This window comes from Pedococcus sp. P1_H8, assembly GCF_056405175.1.
Genome location: NZ_JBFUCP010000003.1, coordinates 81,648 through 103,641, shown reverse-complemented (window position 1 = coordinate 103,641; position 21,994 = coordinate 81,648). Strand labels below are relative to the sequence as shown.

General features: G+C 69.0%; 26 protein-coding genes and 3 tRNA genes. 16 read left to right on the top strand and 13 right to left on the bottom strand.

Annotated elements, in window-relative coordinates; translation table 11 throughout:
- The first annotated feature begins 72 nt into the window (after positions 1 to 72).
- Genes ssuE through AC1DYG_RS03950 form a run of 6 tightly spaced genes read left to right on the top strand, consistent with a single transcriptional unit; the run spans position 73 to position 5,758 of the window.
- Positions 73 to 648 carry an NADPH-dependent FMN reductase gene (gene ssuE / locus AC1DYG_RS03975; RefSeq protein ID WP_477638596.1) on the top strand — a complete coding sequence of 192 codons (576 nt, stop codon included), beginning with the start codon at positions 73 to 75 and terminating at the stop codon, positions 646 to 648.
- Entirely contained in the window at positions 648 to 1,703 is a 1,056-nt protein-coding gene (locus tag AC1DYG_RS03970) for an ABC transporter substrate-binding protein (RefSeq protein ID WP_477638595.1), read from the top strand. The genes ssuE and AC1DYG_RS03970 overlap by 1 nt, the downstream gene beginning before the upstream one ends.
- The gene (locus AC1DYG_RS03965) at positions 1,700 to 2,545 is read left to right on the top strand and encodes an ABC transporter ATP-binding protein (protein WP_477638594.1); all 846 of its coding nucleotides are present in this window, start codon (positions 1,700 to 1,702) and stop codon (positions 2,543 to 2,545) included. Before AC1DYG_RS03970 ends, AC1DYG_RS03965 begins: the two co-directional genes overlap by 4 nt.
- Positions 2,545 to 3,438, top strand: coding sequence for an ABC transporter permease (locus tag AC1DYG_RS03960; RefSeq protein ID WP_477638593.1), 894 nt, complete (start codon positions 2,545 to 2,547; stop codon positions 3,436 to 3,438). The genes AC1DYG_RS03965 and AC1DYG_RS03960 overlap by 1 nt, the downstream gene beginning before the upstream one ends.
- Positions 3,439 to 3,485: 47 nt before the next feature.
- Complete coding sequence (locus AC1DYG_RS03955; protein ID WP_477638592.1) at positions 3,486 to 4,859, top strand: LLM class flavin-dependent oxidoreductase; 1,374 nt, start codon at positions 3,486 to 3,488, stop codon at positions 4,857 to 4,859.
- Entirely contained in the window at positions 4,856 to 5,758 is a 903-nt protein-coding gene (locus tag AC1DYG_RS03950) for a TauD/TfdA dioxygenase family protein (protein WP_477638591.1), read from the top strand. The genes AC1DYG_RS03955 and AC1DYG_RS03950 overlap by 4 nt, the downstream gene beginning before the upstream one ends.
- 106 nt (positions 5,759 to 5,864) lie before the next feature.
- Here AC1DYG_RS03950 and AC1DYG_RS03945 read toward each other — a convergent pair.
- The 7 genes from AC1DYG_RS03945 to AC1DYG_RS03915 form a co-directional block, all read right to left on the bottom strand.
- A tRNA-Asp gene (locus AC1DYG_RS03945) sits at positions 5,865 to 5,938 on the bottom strand.
- Between the two features lie 20 nt (positions 5,939 to 5,958).
- Positions 5,959 to 6,031, bottom strand: a tRNA-Glu gene (locus AC1DYG_RS03940).
- A 131-nt stretch (positions 6,032 to 6,162) separates the two neighbouring features.
- On the bottom strand, positions 6,163 to 6,537 hold the full coding sequence (locus AC1DYG_RS03935; RefSeq protein WP_477638590.1) for a GntR family transcriptional regulator: 375 nt from the start codon (positions 6,535 to 6,537) through the stop codon (positions 6,163 to 6,165).
- Entirely contained in the window at positions 6,534 to 7,601 is a 1,068-nt protein-coding gene (locus AC1DYG_RS03930) for a PHP domain-containing protein (RefSeq protein WP_477638589.1), read from the bottom strand. Before AC1DYG_RS03930 ends, AC1DYG_RS03935 begins: the two co-directional genes overlap by 4 nt.
- Positions 7,602 to 7,605: 4 nt before the next feature.
- Complete coding sequence (locus tag AC1DYG_RS03925; protein WP_477638588.1) at positions 7,606 to 8,445, bottom strand: oxidoreductase; 840 nt, start codon at positions 8,443 to 8,445, stop codon at positions 7,606 to 7,608.
- Positions 8,442 to 8,690 (bottom strand): hypothetical protein, encoded by a 249-nt coding sequence (locus AC1DYG_RS03920; protein WP_477638587.1) that lies wholly within the window; start codon positions 8,688 to 8,690, stop codon positions 8,442 to 8,444. Before AC1DYG_RS03920 ends, AC1DYG_RS03925 begins: the two co-directional genes overlap by 4 nt.
- A 35-nt stretch (positions 8,691 to 8,725) precedes the next feature.
- The gene (locus AC1DYG_RS03915; RefSeq protein ID WP_477638586.1) at positions 8,726 to 9,715 is read right to left on the bottom strand and encodes a pirin family protein; all 990 of its coding nucleotides are present in this window, start codon (positions 9,713 to 9,715) and stop codon (positions 8,726 to 8,728) included.
- A gap of 84 nt (positions 9,716 to 9,799) precedes the next feature.
- Here AC1DYG_RS03915 and AC1DYG_RS03910 point away from each other — a divergent pair, with 84 nt between their 5' ends.
- The 4 genes from AC1DYG_RS03910 (at position 9,800) to AC1DYG_RS03895 (ending at position 11,569) form a co-directional block, all read left to right on the top strand.
- Positions 9,800 to 10,705 (top strand): aminoglycoside phosphotransferase family protein, encoded by a 906-nt coding sequence (locus AC1DYG_RS03910; protein ID WP_477638585.1) that lies wholly within the window; start codon positions 9,800 to 9,802, stop codon positions 10,703 to 10,705.
- 117 nt (positions 10,706 to 10,822) lie between these two features.
- Positions 10,823 to 11,146, top strand: coding sequence for a helix-turn-helix transcriptional regulator (locus AC1DYG_RS03905; protein ID WP_477638584.1), 324 nt, complete (start codon positions 10,823 to 10,825; stop codon positions 11,144 to 11,146).
- Positions 11,143 to 11,307: a hypothetical protein gene (locus tag AC1DYG_RS03900; protein ID WP_477638583.1), complete on the top strand. Its 165-nt coding sequence runs from the start codon at positions 11,143 to 11,145 to the stop codon at positions 11,305 to 11,307. Before AC1DYG_RS03905 ends, AC1DYG_RS03900 begins: the two co-directional genes overlap by 4 nt.
- 46 nt (positions 11,308 to 11,353) lie before the next feature.
- Positions 11,354 to 11,569, top strand: a complete 216-nt coding sequence (locus AC1DYG_RS03895; RefSeq protein WP_477638582.1) for a hypothetical protein — start codon at positions 11,354 to 11,356, stop codon at positions 11,567 to 11,569.
- 172 nt (positions 11,570 to 11,741) lie between these two features.
- On the opposite strand, the gene AC1DYG_RS03890 is transcribed toward AC1DYG_RS03895, so the two are convergent.
- Positions 11,742 to 11,814, bottom strand: a tRNA-Lys gene (locus tag AC1DYG_RS03890).
- A gap of 101 nt (positions 11,815 to 11,915) precedes the next feature.
- A complete protein-coding gene (locus AC1DYG_RS03885; protein ID WP_477638874.1) occupies positions 11,916 to 12,302 on the bottom strand; it encodes a hypothetical protein in 387 nt (128 codons plus the stop codon).
- On the opposite strand from AC1DYG_RS03885, the gene AC1DYG_RS03880 reads away from it, so the two are divergent.
- The 6 genes from AC1DYG_RS03880 (at position 12,196) to AC1DYG_RS03855 (ending at position 17,492) form a co-directional block, all read left to right on the top strand.
- Positions 12,196 to 12,753 carry a TFIIB-type zinc ribbon-containing protein gene (locus tag AC1DYG_RS03880; RefSeq protein ID WP_477638581.1) on the top strand — a complete coding sequence of 186 codons (558 nt, stop codon included), beginning with the start codon at positions 12,196 to 12,198 and terminating at the stop codon, positions 12,751 to 12,753. The two genes, AC1DYG_RS03885 and AC1DYG_RS03880, sit on opposite strands and share 107 nt — an antisense overlap.
- A 46-nt stretch (positions 12,754 to 12,799) precedes the next feature.
- Entirely contained in the window at positions 12,800 to 13,447 is a 648-nt protein-coding gene (locus tag AC1DYG_RS03875; protein ID WP_477638580.1) for a hypothetical protein, read from the top strand.
- A gap of 565 nt (positions 13,448 to 14,012) precedes the next feature.
- The gene (locus AC1DYG_RS03870) at positions 14,013 to 14,231 is read left to right on the top strand and encodes a hypothetical protein (RefSeq protein WP_477638579.1); all 219 of its coding nucleotides are present in this window, start codon (positions 14,013 to 14,015) and stop codon (positions 14,229 to 14,231) included.
- Between the two features lie 128 nt (positions 14,232 to 14,359).
- Positions 14,360 to 14,986 carry a DUF47 domain-containing protein gene (locus AC1DYG_RS03865; protein ID WP_477638578.1) on the top strand — a complete coding sequence of 209 codons (627 nt, stop codon included), beginning with the start codon at positions 14,360 to 14,362 and terminating at the stop codon, positions 14,984 to 14,986.
- Between the two features lie 8 nt (positions 14,987 to 14,994).
- Complete coding sequence (locus AC1DYG_RS03860) at positions 14,995 to 15,996, top strand: inorganic phosphate transporter (RefSeq protein ID WP_477638577.1); 1,002 nt, start codon at positions 14,995 to 14,997, stop codon at positions 15,994 to 15,996.
- 431 nt (positions 15,997 to 16,427) lie between these two features.
- Complete coding sequence (locus tag AC1DYG_RS03855) at positions 16,428 to 17,492, top strand: type IV toxin-antitoxin system AbiEi family antitoxin domain-containing protein (protein ID WP_477638576.1); 1,065 nt, start codon at positions 16,428 to 16,430, stop codon at positions 17,490 to 17,492.
- Between the two features lie 440 nt (positions 17,493 to 17,932).
- Here the strand turns inward: AC1DYG_RS03855 and pstB are convergent, their stop codons facing one another.
- The 4 genes from pstB to pstS all read right to left on the bottom strand — a co-directional run bounded on the left by pstB (position 17,933) and on the right by pstS (position 21,983).
- Positions 17,933 to 18,709, bottom strand: a complete 777-nt coding sequence (pstB, locus tag AC1DYG_RS03850; RefSeq protein WP_477638575.1) for a phosphate ABC transporter ATP-binding protein PstB — start codon at positions 18,707 to 18,709, stop codon at positions 17,933 to 17,935.
- A 74-nt stretch (positions 18,710 to 18,783) separates the two neighbouring features.
- On the bottom strand, positions 18,784 to 19,704 hold the full coding sequence (gene pstA / locus AC1DYG_RS03845; RefSeq protein ID WP_477638574.1) for a phosphate ABC transporter permease PstA: 921 nt from the start codon (positions 19,702 to 19,704) through the stop codon (positions 18,784 to 18,786).
- Positions 19,701 to 20,714, bottom strand: coding sequence for a phosphate ABC transporter permease subunit PstC (pstC, locus tag AC1DYG_RS03840; RefSeq protein WP_477638573.1), 1,014 nt, complete (start codon positions 20,712 to 20,714; stop codon positions 19,701 to 19,703). Before pstC ends, pstA begins: the two co-directional genes overlap by 4 nt.
- Positions 20,715 to 20,861: 147 nt before the next feature.
- Positions 20,862 to 21,983, bottom strand: a complete 1,122-nt coding sequence (pstS, locus tag AC1DYG_RS03835; protein ID WP_477638572.1) for a phosphate ABC transporter substrate-binding protein PstS — start codon at positions 21,981 to 21,983, stop codon at positions 20,862 to 20,864.
- Positions 21,984 to 21,994: the final 11 nt, after the last annotated feature.

Here is a 21,994-nt window from a genome sequence, read left to right as displayed (position 1 = left end):
ACCCATTCTCCTGCAACGGTTCTGCGCCTCGGCGCGGGACCGGCGATGCCTCTTGCCCGAAAGGATCCACCCATGGCTGTCATTGCCACGATCTCCAGCAGTCCCTCCCTCTCCTCCAAGACCGACGCCGTCCTCTCCGACATCGCCAGACAGCTCCAACGCGCCGGCCACGTCGTCGTCCCGATCGTGCTGCGGGACCTACCCGCCGGCCCACTCCTGCGTGGCGACGCCCACGACCCCGAGGTGGCCCGCGCCGTGGCTGCCCTCGAGGCGGCGGACGCGGTCGTCGTCTCCACCCCGGTCTACAAGGCGGCCTACGGCGGCCTGCTCAAGACGTTCCTCGACCTGCTGCCGCAGTTCGCGCTGCGCGGCAAGGTCGTCCTGCCCGTGGCCACCGGCGGCACGTCCGCGCACGTGCTGGTCGTCGACTACGCCCTCCGGCCCGTCCTGGCGAGCCTGTCCCCGAGCAGCATCACCCCGGGCTGGTTCGTCCTGGCCGACCACGTGAGGCTCGTCGACGGGGGTGAGGCACTCCTCGACGAGGCTGCCCGGCGGCCGCTGCAGGAGGTCACGACCGTCTTCCTCGACACGGTGGCGGGCCGCTCCCTGGTCACCGCGGGCGCCGGGCTCCGTGAGGCGGTGGCCTGATGCGCACGATTCGTCGCTCCTTCACCGCGAGCCGGGCCCTGGTCGCCTCGCTGGCCGCAGCGCTCCCACTCGTCCTGGCGTCCGGCTGCTCGCTCCCGTCGAGCGAGGCCAGCAGCTCAGCCAAGGACAAGGGGCCGGTGACCATTCGCTACCAGGGGTGGGCCAACTCGGTGTCGCTGCCTGAACTCGCCTCCGACCTGGGCTACTTCCCCACCCTCAAGCTCAACTGGGTCGGCAACACCACCAGCGGTCCCCAGGACATCCAGTCCGCGGCCACGGGGCAGACCGACTTCGGCGGCGCGTTCTCCGGCGCCGTGGTCAAGCTGATCACCGCAGGGGCTCCCGTCAAGGCCGTGGTCAACTACTACGGCGAGGACGCCAAGTCGTTCAACGGGTTCTACGTCAAGAACGACAGCCCGATCCGGACCCCGCACGACCTCATCGGGAAGAAGATCGCCGTCAACACCCTGGGGGCGCACGCCGAGGCGGTGATCGACACCTACCTGAAGAAGAACGGGCTCACGCCGGCCCAGATCAAGCAGGTGCAGCTCGTCCCGCTTCCCCCCAACGACACCGAGCTGGCCGTGCGCCGTGGGCAGGTCGACGTGGGCACCCTGTCCGGGGTCCTGCAGGACCACGCCATCGCCACGGGAGGCCTGCGGTCGCTGTTCAGCGACTACGAGCTGTTCGGGGCCTTCAACGGTGGGCAGTACGTCCTGCGCGAGGACTTCATCGCCCAGCACCCCGCGGCGGCGAAGGAGTTCGTCACCGGGGTCGCCAAGGCGATCGAGTGGGAGCGCACGAGCCCTCGCGAGACGGTCATCGCGCGGTTCACCACGATCATCGAGAAGCGAGGTCGCAACGAGAAGACCGACAACCTCAAGTTCTGGAAGAGCGTGGGCGTCGCCAGCAAGGGCGGCGTGATCAGCGACGAGGACTTCACCCGCTGGGAGCCGTGGCTCGTCGACAGCGGAGTCATCGAGCAGGGCGCGCTCAAGCCCGGTGACCTCTACACCAACGAGTACAACGGGATCGCGTCGAAGGCGTCCTCATGAGCACCCACATCGAGCTGCGTGGCGTGACCAAGGAGTTCGCGCTCCGCCCGACGAGGGACCAACCGCAGGCCCGCACGCTCGTTGCCCTGGACGACGTGTCGCTCGAGGTGCCACGCGGTGAGTTCCTCACGCTGGTCGGGCCGAGCGGGTCGGGCAAGACCACCTTGCTCGACCTGCTCGGCGGGCTGAGCCGACCCACGAGCGGCAGCGTCCTCGTGGACGGTGCCGAGGTGACCGGTCCCGGTCTCGACCGGGGCATCGTCTTCCAGCAGTACGCGCTGTTCCCGTGGCGCACCACCCTCGCCAACGTGACCTTCGGCCTCGAGCAGCAGGGACTGAGTCGTCGGGAGCGCACCGAGCGTGCCCGCGACAACCTGGCCCTCGTCGGGCTCGAGGGATTCGAGGACCGCTATCCGCACGGGCTCTCCGGTGGGATGAAGCAGCGGGTCGCGATCGCCCGGAGCCTGGCCTACCAACCGGGGATCTTGCTCATGGACGAGCCGTTCGCTGCGCTGGACGCGCAGACCCGCGAGCAGCTCCAGGACGAGCTGTTGCGGATCTGGCGGGCCACCGCCACGACCGTCGTGTTCATCACCCACGGCATCGAGGAGGCGGTCTACCTCGGCCAGCGCGTGGCCGTCCTGAGCTCGCGCCCCGGGCGCCTCAAGGCCCTCGTCGACGTCGACCTCGGTGACCGCCAGTCCACAACTGACCTGCGCTCCGACCCCAGCTTCGTGCACTACCGGCACGAGGTCTGGACCCTCCTGCACGACGAGGTGCGCCGTGCCCAGGACGCCGGTCACCTCAAGATCCAGCCCGACGGCACAGAGAAGGCAGCCTGATGAGCACCGCAACCCTCGACCCGGCTCGCGACCTGACCGCGCCGACGAACCTCGACCCCGCACCCCGGGCGAGCGTCGCCCAGCAGGTGGCCACGCGGCATACGCGAGGTCACGGCCTGGCCCGCGGCGTGGGCCGGCTGGTCCGTCGCTCGGCCGCCGTGGTGCTGTTCCTGCTGCTTTGGGAGTACGGCACGCAGTACCTGCTCGACCCGGCGCGCAAGGTGTTCCTCCCACCCCTGCACGAGGTGCTCCAGGCATGGTGGGGACTGGTCCAGAGCGGCCAGCTCCAGCAGCACGTGGCAGCGAGCCTGACCCGGTCGGTGATCGGGTTCAGCTTCGCGGTGGTCGCGGGCATCGGGCTGGGGCTCGTGGTCGCGTGGTACGACGGCCTGCGCGAGTTCCTCACCCCGCTGCTCGAGGCCTTCCGCAACACCGCTGCCCTCGCGCTGCTCCCGGTCTTCGTCCTGCTGCTGGGGATCGGGGAGACGAGCAAGATCTCGATCGTCGCCTACGCGAGCTTCTTCCCGGTGCTGCTCAACACGATTGCCGGGGTGCGAACTGTCGACCCCCTCCTCGTCAGGGCCGCCCGATCGCTCGGCCTGGGCAGCCTGAGGCTCTTCCAGAAGGTCGTCCTGCCCTCCGCGGTGCCCACCATCTTCACGGGCGTCCGGATGGCAGGCACGGCCTCGATCCTGGTCCTCATCGCCGCCGAGATGGTCGGCGCCAAGGCCGGGCTGGGCTATCTCATCGTCAACGCCCAGAGCAGCTTCCAGATCCCCGACATGTATGCCGGCATCCTCACCGTCTCGCTGTTCGGGCTCCTCGTGAACACCATCCTCGTGCGACTGGAGCGGCACTTCTCGCGCTGGCGGGTCGCCGCCGCGGCCCGCTGACCGGTCGCCAGCCACCCCACGACTTTCGCTGAAAGGAAACAACGTCCATGTCTGCCATTTCCCATTCGTCACCGCCCAGAGAACTCCATCTCAACGCCTTCATCATGTCCACGGGACACCATGAGGCAGCCTGGCGCCATCCCGAGGTCGAGCCGGCTCGGGCCCTGACCCTGCAGCACTACGTCGACATCGCCCGGACGGCCGAGCGCGGCCGGCTGGACTCGGTCTTCTTCGCCGACGGGGTGGCGCTGCACGGCAACGTGAAGCACAACACGCACAGCGCGTTCGAGCCGCTCACGCTGCTCTCGGCGCTGGCCGCGTCGACGACCCACGTCGGGCTCATCGCCACGGCCTCGACGACCTACAACCACCCCTACACGCTGGCTCGCGCGTTCGCCTCCCTCGACCACCTCAGCGGTGGGCGGGCAGGGTGGAACATCGTCACCAGCGCCGGCCAGGACGAGGCCCGGAACTTCGGGTTGGAGGGTCGTCCCGACCACGAGGCGAGGTATGCCCGGGCCACCGAGTTCGTGCAGCTGGCCAAGGCGCTCTGGGACTCCTTCGACGACGAAGCGGTCATTGCCGACAAGGCATCGGGCATCTACGCCGATACCGACCTCATCGCCCCGGTCGACCACAAGGGGGCGCACTTCGAGGTGCGCGGCCCGCTGAACATCCGCCGGCCGGTGCAGGGCTACCCGCTGCTGGTGCAGGCGGGGTCGAGCGAGTCCGGCAAGGAGTACGCCGCCCGCTTCGCCGAAGCGGTCTTCACCGCCCAGCAGACGCTGCAGGAGGCGCAGGACTTCTACGCCGACCTCAAGGGCCGCCTCGCCTCCCACGGTCGGCGCCCGGAAGACCTGCTCATCCTCCCCGGCATCAGCCCCGTCATCGGGCGCACCGAGGAGGAGGCCAAGGCGAAGGAAGCGGAGCTCAACGCCCTGATCAACCCGGCATACGGCTTGGCGCAGCTCTCGACCATGCTCGACCACGAGCTGACCGAGGCGGACCTCGACGGACCGCTGCCGCCGGTGGCAGTGGGCACGGAAGGCAACCAGAGCCGCAAGCAACTGGTCCTCGACCTCTCCGAGCGCGAAGGCTTGACGGTCCGCCAGCTCATCGAGCGGTTGGCCGGCGGTCGTGGCCACCGGGTGTTCGCCGGGACGGCCGTGCAGGTCGCCGACCAGATCCAGGAGTGGTTCGAGCACGGGGCGGCCGACGGGTTCAACGTCATGCCGCCGACCCTGCCCGGCGGTCTGGACGACTTCGTCGACCTCGTGGTCCCCGAGCTCCAGCGCCGGGGTCTGTTCCGCACCGAGTACACGGGCAGCACGCTGCGCGACCACTACGGCCTGCCTCGGCCCGGCAACCCCAACACCGAGCCCATCCAGCAGGACCTCACCACGAAGGAGCACGCAGCATGACCGCCATCGCCACCGACCGGGACGTCCGCAAGATCACCGGGCGCATCGGCGCCGAGATCATCGGCGTCGACCTCACCTCCGACCTCGACGCCGAGACAGTCGAGTTCCTCAACCAGGCACTCCTCGAGCACAAGGCGCTCGTCTTCCGGCGCGCCCCGCTCAGCGACGAGCAGCAGGAACGGTTCGCCGCTCACTTCGGCCCGCTCACGACTGCGCACCCCACGGTCGCCTCGGCGCCGGACGCCCCACGGATCCTCCCGGTGGACAGCGAGAAGGGCGTGGCCAACCACTGGCACACGGACGTCACCTTCGTGCAGGCACCGCCGAAGGCGACCACGCTGTCGAGCAAGGTGGTCCCACCCCACGGCGGCGAGACGCTGATCGCCAACACCGGTGCGGGCTACCGCGACCTGCCCGAGCCCCTGCGGCTGCTGGCCGACTCGCTCTGGGCCATCCACACGAACGACTACGACTACGCCGAGCCGGAGGAGTCCCTCGACGACCAGACCAAGGAGAACCGCACCGAGTTCACCTCCATCGCCTACCGGACGGCCCACCCCGTCGTGCGCGTGCACCCCGAGACGGGGGAGAAGGGCCTCTACCTCGGCGGCTTCGCCCAGCGGCTCGTGGGTCTGTCCGCTGCGGAGAGCCGCGACCTGATCCGGCTGTTCCAGTCCTACATCACCCGCCCCGAGAACGTCGTGCGCGTGGCGTGGGAGCCGGACCAGCTCGTCATCTTCGACAACCGGATCACCCAGCACTACGCGATCGACAACTACGACCACCTGCCCCGCCGCCTCCACCGGGTCACCGTCGCGGGCGACGTGCCGGTCGGCCTCAGTGGCGAGAAGAGCAGGGTGATCGAAGGGGACGCGTCGCACTACACGCAGGGGGACTGAGGGGTACACCGCGTGGCTGGGCTGGCGCACGAAAAGCCCAGCACCGCGGCATACCCCGGAAACGCCAAGAGGCCCGCACTCTCGTGCGGGCCTCTTGCTCTTCGAGCGACCCCGACCGGGCTCGAACCGGCGACCTCCGCCGTGACAGGGCGGCGCGCTAACCAACTGCGCTACGGGGCCTAGATGGTGCTTTTACTGCGTATCCCCAACGGGATTCGAACCCGTGCTACCGCCGTGAAAGGGCGGGGTCCTAGGCCGCTAGACGATGGGGACCAGTTCAACGGCCCCCCGCCGTTAGCGCCAGGCGCGGATCCGTCGAGGACTCGCGAAAGCATACGGGCAGACAGCCCGGATATCCAAAACGGGTCCGAAGACCCAGCCCCGAGGGTATGCCGCGTGCTTCGTCAGGCGCGGGCGTCGCGCAGCGCAGCGCGCACGAGGTCTATGGCCGCGGCCTCGCTGAGCCCGGCTCGGGCGGCGCGGACGGCGTACTCGGCGGCACTGCGGTGTAGCGCCACGTCCAGGGGCTGGGAGCCCGCCGCGACGACCGTGCCGGCGCGACTTCGGGTGGTCACCAGCCCCTCGGCCTCGAGCTCCTTGTAGGCCCGGGCCACGGTGTTGACCGCCAGGCCCAGGTCGGCGGCCAGCCCGCGCACGGTCGGGAGTCGGTCTCCCTCGGCCAGGGCGCCGCTGGCGATCAGCCCGGCCAGTTGTGCGCGCACCTGCTCGAACGGTGGCTCGTGGGACGACAGGTCGACCGAGAGGGGCAGGGTGCTCACGCGCCGCTCGCAGCCGCGCGCGGGGCCGCCCACTCCAGCAGGCGGGCGACGTCCCAGGTCGTGACGATCAGGTCGGGGTCGATGCCGAGGGCTTCGGCCCGCTCGCAGCCGTAGGCCTTCATCTCCAGCTGCCCCGGGGCGTGGGCATCGGAGTCGATGGCGAAGAGGCAGCCGATGTCCATCGCCAGCCTGATCAGCTCGTCCGGAGGGTCGCACCGCTCGGGACGGCTGTTGATCTCGACGGCGGTGCCGTGCTCGGCACACGCCTCGAACACGGCGCGCGCGTCGAACTCCGACTGCGCTCGTGTCCCCCGTGAACCCTCGACGAGCCGGCCGGTGCAGTGGCCCAGGACGTTGACGCGGGGGTTCGAGACCGCGGCCACCATCCGCTTGGTCATCGGCGCCTTGTTCATCTTGAGCTTGGAGTGGACGCTCGCGGTGACCAGGTCGAGCCTGGCCAGCATCGCCTCGGTCTGGTCCAGCGCACCGTCGTCGAGGATGTCGACCTCGATCCCCTTGAGGAGCCGGAACTGCCCACCCAGCGACGCATTGATCGCGTCGACGATGGCCAGCTGCTTCGTGAGTCGTTCGGCCGTCAGTCCGTTGGCGACGCGCAGCTGGGGGGAGTGGTCGGTGAGCACCAGCCACTCGTGGCCGAGCTCCACCGCGGTCAGCACCATCTCCTCGATGGGACTGCCGCCGTCGGACCAGTTGGAGTGCGAGTGGCAGTCGCCCCTGAGCTGGGCGAGCAGGGCCGTGCCGCCCTTGGCGAGCGGCTTTGCCTTGCCCTGCAACGACGCGAGGTATGCCGGGAGCTCGCCGTCCAGGGCTTCGCTCACCACGGCAGCGGTGGACTTCCCGATCCCGGCGAGGTCCTGCAGGGTGCCTGCCTCGTGGCGGCTGCGGAGCTCGTCCGCAGGCGTCTCGCGCACCGTCACGACTGCCTTGCGGAACGCCTCGACGCGGTAGGAGCCCGCTCGTTCCCGCTCCAGGAGGAAGGCGATGCGCCGCAGTGCCTCGTCGGGCTCGACGGGTGCGGTGAGGGGTTCGACGGACGCGACCACAGCGCTACCCCTTGAACTGCTGCCGGATCATGAAGTCCCAGACCCGGTCGCCGCCGAGGGTCCTCGTGGCGATGAGGGCGCGGGCTGCCGGCGTCACGACGTAGCGCGACCTGGGGTGGCGCGACTCGATCGCCCTGACGATGACCTTGGCGACGGCCTCCGGGCCGGTGGCGACCATGGGGTTGCTGTAGCCACCGGTGGTGTTGGTGGCGCTGGAAGCCAGCAACGCGGCATACGGTGAATGTCCTTGTGCCGCAGCGGCATCGGAGGTGAGAGCGGTCTCCTCGAAGCCGGTGCGGATGAGGCCGGGTTCGATGAGGCTGACGCCGATGCCGAAGCCGCGCACCTCGTTGCGCAGGGCGTCGGTGATGGCCTCCACGGCGTACTTGGTCGCGTGGTAGTAGCCGCCGACGGGGAAGGTGAAGCGACCGCCCATCGAGCCGATGTTGACGACGCGACCGCTGTGGGCCTCACGCATGGCGGGCAGGACGAGCTGGGTGAGCCGGGCGAGGCCGAAGACGTTGGTCTCGAACATGGTGCGCACCTTGTCGAGGTCGGTTTCCTCGACAGTGCCGTACTCGCCGTAGCCGGCGTTGTTGACCAGGGCGCCGACGCTGCCGTGCTCGGCCTCGATCGTCTTGACCGCGCTGGACATCGACTCCTCGGAGGTGACGTCGAGGGCGAGGATGCGCGCACCGGCGGCTTCGAGGTCGGTGAGGGTCTCGGTGCGACGGGCGGTGGCATAGACCGTGTGGCCGCGTGCCACGAGCGCCTCGGCTGCGGCCCGGCCGATGCCGGACGAGCAGCCGGTGACCAGGACGGGTCCGGTGGGTGCGGCGCTCACTGCTCCTCGCCGGGCCCGGCAGGTCCGCCGCCGTTGCGGCGTGCGTACCAGCGCTCGACGCCCGTGTACGCCAGCCAGCCCGCTGCAAGCGCGATGACGAAGACGACCCACGTGTTGAGGTCGGGGAAGACGGCCTCGAGGCCCTCGCGGACCAGGACGATCGCACAGACGGCGACGACGATGGGGGCGAAGGCGGCGACGCCGCCGGGTCGCTGCCCGGGGCGCTGTCCGGTGGTGGGACTCATGCGGCCAGTCTGCCCCATGGCTCAGTGAGAAAGGGTCACGCGTCCCGGGCGCTGCGAGATGCATTGCCACGCGGGCGGATCCGCACCGCAGGCATGGCGGGGGCCGGCAGGTGCCTGACCTCGCCGGCATACCCGTCCACCTCGCCGAACCGTGTCGAGTGGGCCATCCACTCCTCTCGGGCGGCGACGATCTCCTCGTGGCTGCGACCCACGAAGTTCCACCACATGAGGATCTCCTCCTCGAACGGTGGGCCGCCGAGGAGGAGCGCGCGGGCGGGGTCGTCCGTGGTGTTGGTGAGGGTGAGCGTCGCGGTCGCCGTGGGGAGGTAGGCCATGGCGCTGCGCGGGGTGTCGGTGCCGTTGACGGTGAGCCCAGCGCTGTCGGCCAGCACCCCGTGCTCGTATGCCGCGTCGAGACCGAGCTCGACCGTGGCCCCCGCGTCGAGGGTGACCTCGGCTCCGAGTAGGGGGGTGAACGTGTCGACCGGTGAGGTCTGGCCCTCGAGGGTGCCCAGGAAGACTCTCAGCGTGGCGTCGCCGACTCGGACGGGGCTTGGCTGGTGGTGCTGAAATGCCTTGGGGGCGTTGCGATGTGCGTCGGGCAGGGCGACCCACAGCTGGGCCCCGTGGAGGACGGTCGTGCCCGGGGTGGACACCTCCGAGTGGGCGATGCCGAGGCCGCCGGTCATCAGGTTGACTGCGCCGGGGCGGATGATCGCGTGCGAGCCGAGGCTGTCGCGGTGCTCGATCTCGCCGGTGAACAGCCAGCTCACGGTCTGCAGGCCGCAGTGCGGGTGGGGCGGGACGTCCATGCCCCCCGAGCCGGCGACGTCGTCGGGGCCGTAGTGGTCGGCGAAGCACCAGGCGCCGACGAGGGAGCGCTGGCGCTGGGGGAGGGTGCGCCGCACAGTCATCGCGCGAGGGCCGCCGAGGGGGACGTCGCGGGGTTCGAGGATCTCCACCTGGTCGCCGGTTGGTGTCCTGGAGCAGACGGTCTCCTGCGGCTGGGTCTCGACGTTGCTCACGAACCCAGTCTGCACCGAAGGCAGGGCAGGTCTACGTACGGATACTCGGTTGTCTCGGGGTCCGTTGTTGTAGAGGGTTGTGGCATGACTTCGGTTGGCGCGGACGGTCGCGCAGGGATCACGGCGGGACTCGTCCAGGGTCTGCTGAGGTCGCAGTACCCGCAATGGGCTGACCTGCCGGTGGTCCCGGTCGAGAAGGATGGTTGGGACAACCGGACCTACCGCTTGGGCGACGACCTGGCTGTGCGGCTGCCGACCGCGCAGGGCTATGTGGCAGCTGTGGCGAAGGAGAACCGGTGGCTGCGGCGCCTCGCGCCCAGGCTCCCCGTGCCAGTGCCGTCCGTCCTGGCGGTGGGAGCTCCCGGGGAGGGTTACCCGTTCCCGTGGTCGATCAGGGAGTGGCTCCCGGGCGAGCCGGCGCAGCACGGCCGGATCGGGGACATGTCACGGTGCGCAGTGTCCGTCGGGCAGTTTCTGGTGGCGCTCTGGGCCTGCGACCCGTCTGGTGGGCCTGAAGCCGGCGAGCACAGCTTCTACCGTGGTGCATCGCCCGGGCACTATGACCTCGACGCCCGGTCCTATCTGGCCAGGGTGGACGGTCGCGTCGATTCGGCGCGCGCCGCGGCCGTGTGGGATGCCGCGATGTCGGCCGAATGGACCGGTGAGCCTGTCTGGTTCCACGGCGACGTAGCGGCCGGGAACCTGCTGATCCGCGACGGAGCCCTGTCGGCGGTGATCGACTTCGGAACGTCGGGCGTGGGTGACCCAGCATGCGACCTGGTCATTGCCTGGACCCTGTTCAGTGGGAAGAGCCGGGAGGCGTTCCGCGAGGCAGTGGGTCAGGACGACGCCACGTGGGCACGCGCCAGGGGCTGGGCGCTGTGGAAGGCGCTGCTTGGCCTCAGCGCGTCGATGGGGGTGGACGAGGAGCGCGCTGCACGGGAATGGAGCGTGATCAGCGGTGTGATCGCTGATCACGATCAGTGCTAGCCCTGCAGCGGGACACCCATCAACCGCAACATCAAACCCGTCCACGACACTTGAACGTTTCAGATTTGATACTCTAAGCCGGTTAAAGGGTCAGATCTGATACTTCAAGGGCGCATGATGGCTGGCACCACGAGTGGGCGCACCCCTGTCGCGGTGGCGCGGGCGCTCGACGGGCTGGGGCGGGATGTGACCACATGGCGCAAGCTGCGTCACCTGACGGTCGAGCAAGTCGCCGACCGTGCCGGCGTCAGCCGCAGCACTGTCCTTCGCCTCGAGAGCGGGCAGGGCGCCTCCTTGGAGAACCTGCTGCGGGTGGCTCGCGCGCTGGGTGTGCTGGATCTGCTGACGAAGGCGCTCGACCCGTACGCCACCGACGTGGGTCGCCTCCGCGCCGACGAGGAGCTCCCGACCAGGGTGCGCGCTCGCGGAGCCAGCAGGTGAGCGCCGTCGAGGTCTGGGTGTCTATCGGGGGCGTCGACGCGCGCGCCGGCACCCTTTACCCGCATCGCCGCCGCGGCGGCAGCACCGAGAGCGCCAGCTTCACGTACCTGGACGAGTACATCGCGAGCATCGAGTCGCAAGCCGCATCGCACTTGACCTGACTCTCGGTATGCGGCATGAGAGTGCGTTGCGCCCTACCCTCGTGGCATGCCTGACGACCAGGACTACGCACACCTCGGCGACCTTCTCTCCCGGCCGGAACAGTGGACCGAAGCGGATGCTGCCCGAGCGCGCTCCCTCCGTGAGCACCAGGCGGCTGCGGCTGCGGCCTTCGACCAGCGGGACAAGAAGCGGGTGGCGTCTATGTGGGATGTCGTACGGCAACTTGATGACGCGCTGGCCGTGTGGGAGACCAGTCCGTAGCGCGCACTCTCATCGGCATGAGCGTGCGTTACTCAGACACGGGCGAGCCGGCTGTGTTGGATCGACATTCTGGGTCCTGTGCCCACTATCTGCCCACTGCATGCTGTGCATCTTGAACTCACTCGGAGGCTATGGATGCAAAACAGGGATCTGACCTGCGATAACGACGCAGTGGGCCCCGTGGGACTCGAACCCACAACCTACGGATTAAAAGTCCGCAGCTCTAACCATTGAGCTAGAGGCCCTGGCTGCTTGTTGGCAAGCCGCAGGTCAGCGTAGCCAACCCGGGCACGGGGTCCCCACTGTGTCGACGGCTCTCGTGGTCAACGATCCAGGGCTCTGGCGTTCAACGGCTCTCGGCCAGGCAGGTCTTGTAGGAGATGGACCGCGGACAGCCGCGCCAGTCTGAGCCGATCACCCCTCCAAGGGCAACCAGCGCCACGAGGCTGATCACCACGGCATACCCGGCGGTGCGCAGGCTCCGCAGGAGCGCGGCGCGGACGAGTAGCGCGACGAGCAGGCAGGCCGCGGCCAGCGACAGCAACCGACGGGTTCCCACCGGGTCCGTCGAGCGTCCGAAACCGCCGCCAGAGTATCCGGAGATCCCGCACATCCCGAGCCACGCCATGAACCCGAAGAACGCGAAACCTGCGACGCCTGCGGCGATCACGAGCGCTGTCACGACGGTGCGGACGACACGACCCTCTCGGGGGTTCGGGGACTCCGTTGGCACCCGCCCACTGTGTCCTATCCGGCGCAGGCATCGGGGGACCCGACCGCACAGGCCACGCTCTGGCAGCTCGGGCAGCCGGGGTCCCTCGGAACCCCGTCGTAGCGCGACCCGTTGGCCCGACATGAGCACCCTCACCTGTCCCAAGTGTGGCTCCGACATGCGCAGCTACGAACGCAACCGGGTCCACGTCGACCAGTGCACGGGTTGTGGCGGCCTGTTCCTCGACCGCGGGGAGCTCGAGGCCCTCGTCGCCGCGGAGAACGCGTGGCACCAAACCCCGACCCCGCAGCAGCCGCCCGTCCCGCAGCCGCCGCAGCAAGGTGCGTGGCAGCAGCAGCCGGCTCAGAGCTACCGGGCGCCCTACCGCTCGATGTCCAAGGCGCCGTATGGCGGGCAGCACGGCTACGGCCAGCGCCGCAAGAAGTCCTTCCTCAGCGAGCTCTTCGACTGAGCGTGGCCGCCGTCCCGATCGGCGTTCACCTGAGAGACTGGGCCCGATGAAAAACGAGCCCAGCGGCCGACCCGGTCCGCGCCGCCCGGCCTTCTTCAGCCCCACGGCGATGGAGGCGCAGGGCGGCACGGTCCCCGACCCCGCGCAGGTCACCGAGATCGCCCACGAGACGGCGGCGGTCCTGGTGGGCACCGGTCGCGCCAACGACGACCCGGCCCTCACCGCCCGCCTGGTCGCCCTCGTCGACGAGCTCGGGTTGGTCACCGTCGCCGAGCTCTGGGCAGACCGCCCAGCGCGGAGCCTGCCGGGTGCCCTCTGGCGGCTTTACGCGCTGCGCGAGTGGGTGCAGCGCAGCCCGGGTGAGGCCAGTGCCGACTACGCCGCTGGGATCCGTTTCACCGATGTCAACCATGCGGTCGCCGGCGTCGCCGAGCCGCCCGGTCCCGCCGAGCTCCGAGAGCTCAGCGACGCGATCCTGCGCGGAGTCTTCGCGGGCGACTTTGCCGTTGCCCTGCAACGGGCGGCGGCGTTCTGTCGCGTCGTGGCCGCGGGCCGCGCCGACCGCGCCGACACGACCGACGCCCAGGACCGCGAGGCCGCCGCGCAGCAGACCCGTCGGGCCGCGTCGATGCTCTCGACGGCCGACGATCTCGAGGCCGGCGCCCGCTTGTGGCGGGCCGGCGAACTCATCTGAACGGCCCCTTGCGTCGCGGTAAACACGCCGCAGATGGAACAACTCCCCAGTGTCCGGGGTTACAGTCGGACGTGCGTCGGGCCGCGGTAGCCCCGGGTCCCAACTGAAGCCGCTACGAGCGGCCACGCGCCGTGAGGCGCTCCCGGCCCGACGCACAAATGTTCACCTCCCGGCCACCTCTGCTGGCCGCTCCAAAAGCCTTGGTATGCCGCGTGCGCGCCCTTCGCTCAGCTGTCCCGGCGCCGCGGTTCAGCGCCCGGGCAGACCCCCTGGTGGAGCCGTGAGTCCTCGCGCGAGACCCGCCGCGAACGGCGACCCGGGCCGCTCCAGCCGCACACGCGGCATACGGCATGGCTGAACGAACCCCGGTCCTCGACATCGGGAGGTTCGACCGGAGGGGCACCGCCGAAATCGGGGGTCATGGCAACCATCATCAGGCATAGCCGGATGGGACTAGTCGTGATGGTGTCCGGTATGGCCCATCTGGGTGGTTCCGGGGCATCGCGGGTCAAGAGATAGCAAACTAGGTGCGCCGTTCGGCGTTGGCTCCGTTAGCGTTTCATCCATGACCAAGGAACCGCGCGCCGGTGCTGACCTGACCGACGACGCGCTTCAGGACGAGATCGAGCTGGTCGGCGACCTAGTCGTCGCCGCGACTGCCAGCGACGAGCCACTCACCGAGGACGAGATCGACCGGGCCCTCGGCATCGAGCGCGGGCACCCGACCTCGTCGGAGGACGCGCCGAGCTCCCCGCACCGGGTCTGGAAGCGGCAGAACGCCTGATCGGCCCGTCATGGGTGGGGCAGCGCGCTGCTGCCTGTCGGAGCTCGACTGCGCCCAGTTGCGCTTTCTCGTCTCCTTGCCCGTAGCATCGTCCACGGCCATCCCCCCTTGCGTGACCGGAGAGAACCGTGGGCTTTCGCCTCACCCCCCAGGAGAACAGTTTTTACGATCTGTTCGCCAAGTCCGCTTCCTACCTCGTCCTCGGCTCTCGTGAGCTGACGACGCTGCTGGGCGTTCCACACGCCGAGCGTGAGGCCGTCGCGACGAAGATGCGCGAGATCGAGCACGCCGCCGACGAGGCGACCCACGAGATCATCCGCAAGGTGAACAGCTCGTTCATCACGCCGTTCGACCGTGAGGACATCCACGGTCTCGCGTCGACGCTGGACGACTGCATGGACATGATGGACGCCGCGGTCGACCTGATCGTGCTCTACCGCATCGGCGACCTCCCGGCGGGCGTCTCCGACCAGGTCGAGGTGCTCTCCCGGATGTCGGAGCTCACGGCCGACGCGATGCCGCGGTTGCGCTCGATGAAGGACCTCTCCGGCTACTGGATCGAGATCAACCGCCTCGAGAACCAGGCCGACCAGATCTACCGCCGCCTGCTCGCGGGTCTGTTCAACGGTGACTTCGGCGCCGACACCCTCACGATCATGAAGCTCAAGGAGGTCGTCGAGGAGCTCGAGGCCGCCGCTGACGCGTTCGAGAAGGTGGCTCACAAGGTCGAGAGCATCGCGGTCAAGGAGTCCTGAGCCTCCCCATGGACTGGCTTCCGGTAGGAATCGTCATCGCCCTGGCGATGGGCTTCAACTACACCAACGGTTTTCACGACGCGGCCAACGCGATCGCGACCTCGGTCTCGACGCGTGCCCTGACGCCGCGGGTCGCCCTCGTGATGGCGGCCATCGCCAACCTCGTCGGCGGGCTCATCGTCTACAAGTTCGGCAAGGTCGCGGCGACCGTGGGCAAGGGCATCATCGAGGCGCCGCAAGGCAACGACGGCCTCGTCATCTGTGCCGCCGCGTTGATCGGAGCGACTGGCTGGAACCTGCTCACGTGGTGGTTCGGCCTCCCTTCATCGTCGTCGCACGCCCTCATCGGCGGTCTCGGCGGCGCGGCCCTGGCGGCTGACGCCCATGTGAAGTGGGCCGGCATCCTCGAGAAGGTCATCATCCCGATGATCCTCTCGCCGATCGTGGGTCTGGCCCTGGGCTTCCTCGTGATGACGGCGATCCTCTGGCTGTTCCGTCGAGCGCATCCGGGCAAGGTCTCCCGCGGCTTCCGCTACGCCCAGACCGCGTCGGCGGCGGCGATGGCGTTCGGCCACGGATTCCAGGACGCCGCCAAGACGGCCGGCGTCGTGGTTCTGGCACTGACCGTGGGTGGCCACTACAGCGGCGACCGCGTGCCGCTGTGGGTGCTCCTCATGAGCGCCATCGTGATCTCCCTCGGCACGTATGCCGGTGGGTGGCGGATCATGCGTACCCTCGGCCGACGGATCATCCACCTCGACCCGCCGCAGGGTTTCGCCGCGGAGACGACGGCCGCCTCGATCCTCTACGTCGCAGGCATGGCGTTCGGCGCCCCGATCTCGACCACCCACACGATCACCTCGGCGATCATGGGTGTCGGCGCCACCAAGCGGCTGTCCGCAGTGCGGTGGGGCGTGGCCGGCAACATCGTCGGCGCCTGGATCCTGACCTTCCCCGGTGCCGGCCTGGTCGCCGCCGCCAGCTGCCTCCTGATCAACCTCTTCAGATAACCCCCGGGCCTGCCCGTCCGGGCCTGCCGGCTCCGCCTGCCCGTCCGGGCCTGCCCCCAGGAGATCGCCCCTTCCGGCTCCTTCGGCCCCGCGCGACTTGTTGCCAAGTGCTCGTCACCAAGACCCCGTTCTGGGTGTCTGGTGACGATCTGGCGGCAACAAGTCTCCGGGTGCTTCGACTTGTTGCCAAGTGCTCGTCACCAAGACCCCGTTCTGGGTGTCTGGTGACGATCTGGCGGCAACAAGTCGGGGGCTAGGCGGGGCCATGGCGGACAGGGCGGGGCGAGTTCGAAGGGCGCCGGGCCGCGGTCGGCGGGACTCCGCGCCCGCATCGGCAGGGCTGATCCACAGGGCGCGGGTGGACTGGGCCCTCATCCACAGGGTCAGCGCAACCGATGGCCGGGACAATCACGAACGCCCAGGCTCGCCGGATGAGGACAACCCCTGAGTCAGCGTGGCAGTCCCTGCCCCAACCATTCCTGGCCAGCGAGGCGGTCGCGGCCGGCCTGAGCAGCACCAGCATCGCCGGGGCCGTCAGGCGCCGTCACATCATTCCCGTCGCGTCCAGCCTTTATGCCGTCCGGGAGCCGTGGCTTGGACTCACTCCCCAGGAGCTTCATCTGGGCATGTCCCGCGCCGCCAGCGCGTCCGTTGAGGGTGGGGTGCTGAGCCACCAGAGCGCCGCCCTGGTGCACGGCCTCCCACACCCATTGGGCCCCCTCGGTGCTGTCAGCCTGACCTTGCCCGAGTCCGACCGCACGGCCGCGCGTGATGACTGGCGGCGTCTGCTGGATGGCGACCTCCCGTCAGACCACGTCACGGAGGTCTCTGGCCTCGCGGTCACGACGGTGGACCGCACTGTCGTCGACTGCTTTCGCCAACTGCGGCTCCGCGATGCGCTAGCCATCGCGGACGGGGCGCTCCGCAGCGGCACGACCAGCCCTGACGCGCTGCGGGCGATGCGCGCCTTCCAGATGAGGTGGCCCGGCGTCACCAAGGCCGATGCCGGAATCGCCATGGCGGACGCCCGCCGCGAGAGCTGGCTCGAGTCAGCCTCCGTTGCCACAGCTCGTCAGCTGGGGTTCTCGGTGCCGATGAGCCAGGTATGGATCCACCACCTGGACGGACGGCTCATCGGCAGGGTCGATTTCCTGTGGGCGTCGGCTGGTGTGGTCGGCGAGGCGGACGGCCGCGGGAAGTACCTGGGCGCCTACACGTCCGACACCTGGGACGCGGACGAAGCGGCGACCCACATGCTCGCCGAGCGGGACCGCGAACGCGAGCTCGAGTCGGTGGGGTTCGCCGTCGCGAGGTGGGACACGAGCGACGTCCTGGGTGGTGGATCCGGACTGGGGGACGTCTTGCGCGTTGCGCGGCGTCGGGCAGACCCGAGCCGGATCCGCTGTCTCTGGAGGCAGGACCCCGGCGACGAACTGCGACCCTGGACTCCTGAGCTCATGGCCATGCGCGGCGATGACGACCCTCATGCCGCCTGACCCAGCCGGACTTGTTGCGCTCCGGTGGTCACGGACGGCCAGAATCGGGGTTCGGTGACGATCTGTGGGCAACAAGTCGGAGTGCGGCGGGACTTGTTGCGCTCCGGTGGTCACGGACGACCAGAAACGCGGCTCCGTGACGATCTGCGCGCAACAAGTCGGAGTGCGGCCGGACTTGTTGCCCTCCGGTGGTCACGGACGACCAGAAACGCGGCTCCGTGACGATCTGCGCGCAACAAGTCGGAGTGCGGCCGGACTTGTTGCCCTCCGGTGGTCACGGACGACCAGAATCGGGGTTCGGTGACGATCTGTGAGCAACAAGTCGGAGTGCGGCGGGACTTGTTGCCCTCCGGTGGTCACGGACGACCAGAAACGCGGCTCCGTGACGATCTGCGCGCAACAAGTCGCGAGGGGAGGGGACGGGGGCAGCGGGCGGAGGGTCAGCCGAAGCGGCCGCTGATGTAGTCCTCGGTGGCCTTGACGCCCGGGTTGTTGAAGATCTTCTGGGTGTCGGCAACCTCCACCAGCTTGCCGGGCTTGCCGGTCGCCGCGAGGTTGAAGAAGGCCGTCTGGTCGGAGACCCGCGCTGCCTGCTGCATGTTGTGGGTGACGATCACGATCGTGTACTGGCTCTTCAGCTCCGAGATCAGGTCCTCGATCGCCAGCGTCGAGATCGGGTCGAGCGCCGAGCAGGGCTCGTCCATCAGCAGCACCTGCGGCTCGACCGCGATCGCCCGGGCGATGCAGAGCCGCTGCTGCTGGCCGCCGGACAACCCCGCGCCGGGCTTGGCCAGCCGGTCCTTGACCTCGTTCCACAGGTTGGCCCCGTTGAGCGACTTCTCGACGACCTCGTCGAGCTTGGCCTTCCCGCGGACGCCGTTCAGCCGCAGCCCGGCCGCGACGTTGTCGTAGATCGACATCGTGGGGAACGGGTTGGGCCGCTGGAACACCATCCCGACCGTCCGGCGCACGGCCACCGGGTCGACCCCCGACGCGTACAGGTCCTGGTCGTCGAGCATGACCTTGCCCTCGACCCGACCGCCGGGGATCACCTCGTGCATCCGGTTGAGGGTGCGCAGGAACGTCGACTTCCCGCAGCCGGACGGCCCGATGAACGCGGTCACCGAGCGTGGCTCCACCGTCATCGTGACGCCTTCGACGGCCTTGAACGAGCCGTAGTAGACGTTCAGGTCACTGACGTCGATTCGCTTGGCCATGGTCTGTTCTTTCGTCCTTCGGATGGGGTATGCCGGGTGGCCGGCACGGTCGCGGAGCGGAGTTTCGGGGTGGCTTACTTCTTGACGGAGCCGAGGCGGGCGATGACACGGCCGGCCAGGTTGAGGATCAGGATCAGCAGGATCAGCGTCAGCGCCGCAGCCCAGACGCGATCGACCGCGGGCTGCAGGCTCTCGGTGCGGTCCTGGTTGATCATCGTGGGGAGCGTCGGCATCAGCCCGCCGAACAGGTCGGTGGCGATCGACTTCGAGTAGGGCCCGAGGATCAGCAGCGGTGCGGTCTCACCCATGACGCGGGCCAGCCCCAGGAGCACGCCGGTGATGATGCCCGAGAACGCGGTCGGCAGGACGACCCGCACGATGGTCTTCCACTTGGGCACTCCCAGGGCGTACGCCGCCTCACGGAGCTCGTTCGGCACCAGCTTGAGCATTTCCTCGGTGGAGCGCACCACAACCGGCACCATCAGCAGCACGAGCGCGAGACAGACCGCGAAGCCGACCCGCTGGAAGCCGAACGTCGTCACCCAGAGCGCGTAGACGAACAGGCCGGCGACGATCGAGGGCACACCGGTGAGGATGTCGACCATGAAGGACACGGCCTTCGCGAGCCGACCGCGACCGTACTCCACGAGGTAGATCGCGGTCATCACCCCGATCGGCACCGAGATGGCGGCGGTCGTCAGACCCTGGATGAGGGTGCCCTGGATGGCGTGCACCGCACCGCCACCCTCGCGGCGAGCAGTGATGCCCTTCTGCGAGTTCGTCCACCACTGCGCATCGAGGAGCAGGTGCGCGCCCTTGCTGACGACGGTCCAAAGGATCCACAGCAGGGGCACGAGGGCGAGCAGGAACGCGCCCCACATCACGACCCGCGCCAGCTGGTCCCTGATCTCGCGTCCCCTGGCCGGGTGGCCGAGGGCCGGGATCGTGGAACCGTTGGACGCCTGGTCGGGGCGCACGGTGTCGACGGTGCTCATTCGATGAACGCCTTCCTGCGCTCGATCACGATGCGGGCGATCGCGTTGACGATGAAGGTCAGCACGAACAGCACCAGCCCGGCGGCGATGAACGCGCCGGTCTTGGCAGGGGAGTCGAACTCCCCGGCGTTGTTGGCGATTCGCGATGCGAAGGTCTCGCCGCCGTTGAACAAGGACCAGGTCCAGCCAGTGCCGGCGGCCAGCGTCGACAGGATGATCGTGACGGCGATGGTCTCGCCGAGCGCGCGGCCGAGGGCCAGCATGGCGGCGGAGATGACTCCGGCCTTGCCGAACGGCAGCACCGCGACGCGGATCATCTCCCACTTGGTCGCGCCGAGGGCGAGCGCGCCCTCGGTGTGGGTCACGGGCGTCTGCGCGAATACCTCGCGCGACAGCGCCGTGACGATCGGGAGCACCATGATCGCCAGGACGATGCCGACGAACAGGATCGTGCTCCCGCCGCTGATGCCCGCGTCGGAGAAGAATGGGAACCAGCCCAGCGTGTCCTTGAGGAAGTTCTGGACCGGCTCGAACACCGGGCCGAAGGTCTTCAGACCCCAGATGCCGTAGACGATCGAGGGCACGGCGGCGAGCAGGTCCACGAGGTTGGCCGCAGGCCGCGACAGCCACGCCGGCGCGTACTGTGTGATGAACAGCGCCACCGCCACACCGACCGGCACCGCGATGACCATGCCGATGGTCGAGACGGCGATGGTGGTCCACAGCAGCTCGATGATCCCGAACCGCAGGTCCGACGCGTTGTCGACGGACCACTCGCGCGACGTGAGGAAGTTGACCTTGTCGTCGGCGATCGCCGGGATGGCCTGCCAGAGCAGGAAGGCGCCCACCAGCGACACGAGGCCGATGACGAAGATGCCGGCGCCCTTGGCCGCGCCCCCGAACAGTCGGTCGCCGAGTCGTCCGGTGCCGGCGCCGTCGCCGCTCAAGGTGTGTCGGCGGTCGGGTCCGGGCAGCTCGTCAGCGATCGAAACGCCGGTTACGGAGCTCACGTTGCGCCTCTCGGTGCCTGGTCGTGGTCGTGGTGCGTGCGGTCGTGGTGATGCGCGCTTGGGCGCATCCATCAGATCTTCGTGCATCCATCAGAACGGGTATGCCGGGGAGCTGGCAACCAGCCAGCCCCCCGGCATACCGGTGGATCAGGACAGCGCTGCGATGGCGGTGTCGACCTTGGTGCGGACCTCGTCGGGGAGCGGCGCGTAGCCGATCTCCTCGAGGGACTTCTGGGTGTCAGCGGAGGCGAAGTGCGTCAGGAAGGCCTTGGTGAGGGCCGTCTTGGCGGCATCCTTGCCCTTGGAGCAGACGATCTCGTAGGTCACCAGCAGGATCGGGTAGGCCCCGGCCTCCTTGGTGGCGTAGTCCAGCTTGAGGCGCAAGTCGTTGCCTTCGCCGTCGGCCTTCGCGGCGGAGACTGCCTTGCCCACGGACGCGCCGCTGAGCTCGACCGGGCCGGCGCCGTTGTCGATCTGGGCGATACCCAGCTTGTTGTCCTTGGCGTAGGACCACTCGGCGTAGGTGATGCCACCCTCGGTGGCCTTGACGGCACCGGCGACACCGGCGGACTTCTCCTTGCCCTCACCCTTGCCGAGCCACTTCTTGCCGGGCTCGGTGGCCCAGGCAGCCGGGGCGGCGGCCTTGAGGTACTTGGTGAAGTTCTCGGTCGTTCCCGACTCGTCGGAGCGGAAGAAGACCTTGATCGGCTCGCTCGGCAGGGTCACGCCGGAGTTGAGCTTGGCGATCGACGCGTCGTTCCACGTCGTCACCTTGCCGCTGAAGATGTTGGCGGTGACCTCGGGAGTCAGGACGAGCTTGTCGACGCCCTTGACGTTGTAGGAGACCGCGATCGGACCGGTCACCATCGGCAGGTTCCAGGCAGGGGAGCCACAGAACTTCGCCGCGGCGTCGGCCTCGATGACCCCGTCCTTCTCGACGGTCTTGAGCGCGGAGTCGGAGCCGGCGAAGTCGACCTGGCCCGCGATGAACTGCTTGATGCCCGCACCGGAACCGGTCGGGTTGTAGTTGACGGTGGTGCCGGCGCACTCGTCCTGGAAGGACGCGATGGCCTCTTCGATGGCGTTCTTCTGGGCCGAGGAGCCTTCGCCGTTCAGGGTGCCGCTCTTGGGGCAGGCTGACGTGGTGGTGGAGCTCGAGTCCGACGACCCGCCGGCGCCGCCGGCGTTGTTGTCGGAGCCGCACGCGGTCAGCGCGATCGAGCCGACCAGGGCGACGCTGGCCACCAGGCCAAGACGCTGAATCTTCACGGTGTTCAAAC